The 1,576-nt window shown below is 42.0% G+C and carries 2 protein-coding genes; one reads left to right on the forward strand and one right to left on the reverse strand.

Annotation, left to right across the window (positions count from 1 at the left end; translation table 11 throughout):
• Window positions 1–389, forward strand: a 389-nt coding sequence (locus CXF78_RS16950) for a DUF3069 domain-containing protein (protein WP_102037427.1), incomplete at its 5' end; no start/stop codon positions are given.
• Between the two features lie 156 nt (window positions 390–545).
• Here the strand turns inward: CXF78_RS16950 and maeA are convergent.
• Window positions 546–1,576: oxaloacetate-decarboxylating malate dehydrogenase (gene maeA / locus CXF78_RS16955; protein WP_145991527.1), on the reverse strand; the 1,031-nt coding region annotated here is incomplete at its 5' end.

Below are 1,576 nucleotides of genomic sequence, written 5' to 3' on the forward strand. Positions count from 1 at the left end.
CGTATAACGTAGCAAACAAAGTGCTGCCGATGGATAAGTTACCTGAAACATTACTTGAGGCCTATGAAGGCTTGTTTACCGAACTTATTGAAGATAAAGCCAATACGTATACTCATGCTTGGGATGCATTGCCAGCGAGTGCGCAAAAGTTAATGACTAAAGCAGAGTTTCATGGCTTTTATATTGCCAATGCGTGGATGCAGTTAAGCCGTGTTGCGCAAGAAATTGCTGACAGTGCGGACTCTGAAGAAGAGATGAATAATAACGAATATGATGGTGTATTCGGTCGCTTAGCGGAGCAGTCGTTGAAAGAGTGTTTACGTAAGCTTAAAAAATCACGCACCGACCGTCCATTGTTAAATAGTTTTAAGCTAGTGATGTCGGTATAAATTTACTGTTATAGCGGATACAAAAAATCCCAACTTAGGTTGGGATTTTTTTATGGTTAAAAAGCGCATAACCGTTTCAATTAATGAGTTTTGCTATCACAGTAATGATGATCAGCGCTTTATCATTCTAAAGCGCTGAGTCGTACTTAATCATTGTTAGAATGAGGTACGTTTGTAACGACGATATTCAGGTTCCCAGAAGTTAGCCTCAATCGATTGTTGCAGTAACTCATCGGTACAAGGTAATGCTAAACCTTGATCAATAGCTGCTTTAGCAACAGCAAAAGCAATATATTTACTAACAGTTTGAATATCTTCAAGGCGAGGTAATAGCGAGCCAACACCGTCTTTACCTAATGGTGAACATTCCGCTAAAGCACGACTTGAAGCCATTAACATTTCATCAGATACACGTCTTGCACCACAAGATAATACGCCTAAGCCAATACCTGGGAAGATAAAGCTATTATTACACTGCGCTATCTCAAAAGTTTCGCCATTGACTATTACTGGTTCAAATGGACTGCCCGTTGCCACGAGTGCTTGGCCCGATGTCCAATTAAGGATGTCCTTAGGAGTCGCTTCTACACGACTCGTTGGATTCGATAATGGGAATACTATCGGACGTTTACAATGGCTGTGCATTGCCTTAATGATTTCTTCAGTAAATAACCCTGGAGAGCCTGATACTCCGATAAGTACCGTTGGTTTAGCATTGTTAACTACATCAAGTAACGAGATATTGTCACTGTAATTGTCCCATGCTTCTATCGTGGCACAAGGTTGAGCTAGCTTCTGTTGGAAAGGGAGTAGGTTAGGCATATTATCGAGTAATAAGCCCCAACGATCGACCATAAACACTTGTGAGCGAGCTTGCTGATCGCTAATGCCCTCAGACACCATTGTTGCCACAATCGCTTCGGCAATACCACAACCTGCGCTACCCGCACCTAAGAAGGTGATGCGTTGCTCGCTGAGTTTACTGTTAGCGGCTTTACAAGCAGCCAATAGTGAGCCAACCGTAACAGCTGCCGTGCCCTGGATATCATCATTGAAACTGCAATATTGATCTTTATAACGTTCAAGTAATGGCATGGCATTTTTTTGTGCAAAATCTTCGAACTGAATTAATGCATCAGGCCAGCGACGGCTGACTGCTTGCATAAATTCTTCAACAAATTCAGCAT

Origin of the sequence: Shewanella sp. 11B5, assembly GCF_002836795.1 — a bacterium.
Taxonomy (GTDB): domain Bacteria; phylum Pseudomonadota; class Gammaproteobacteria; order Enterobacterales; family Shewanellaceae; genus Shewanella; species Shewanella frigidimarina.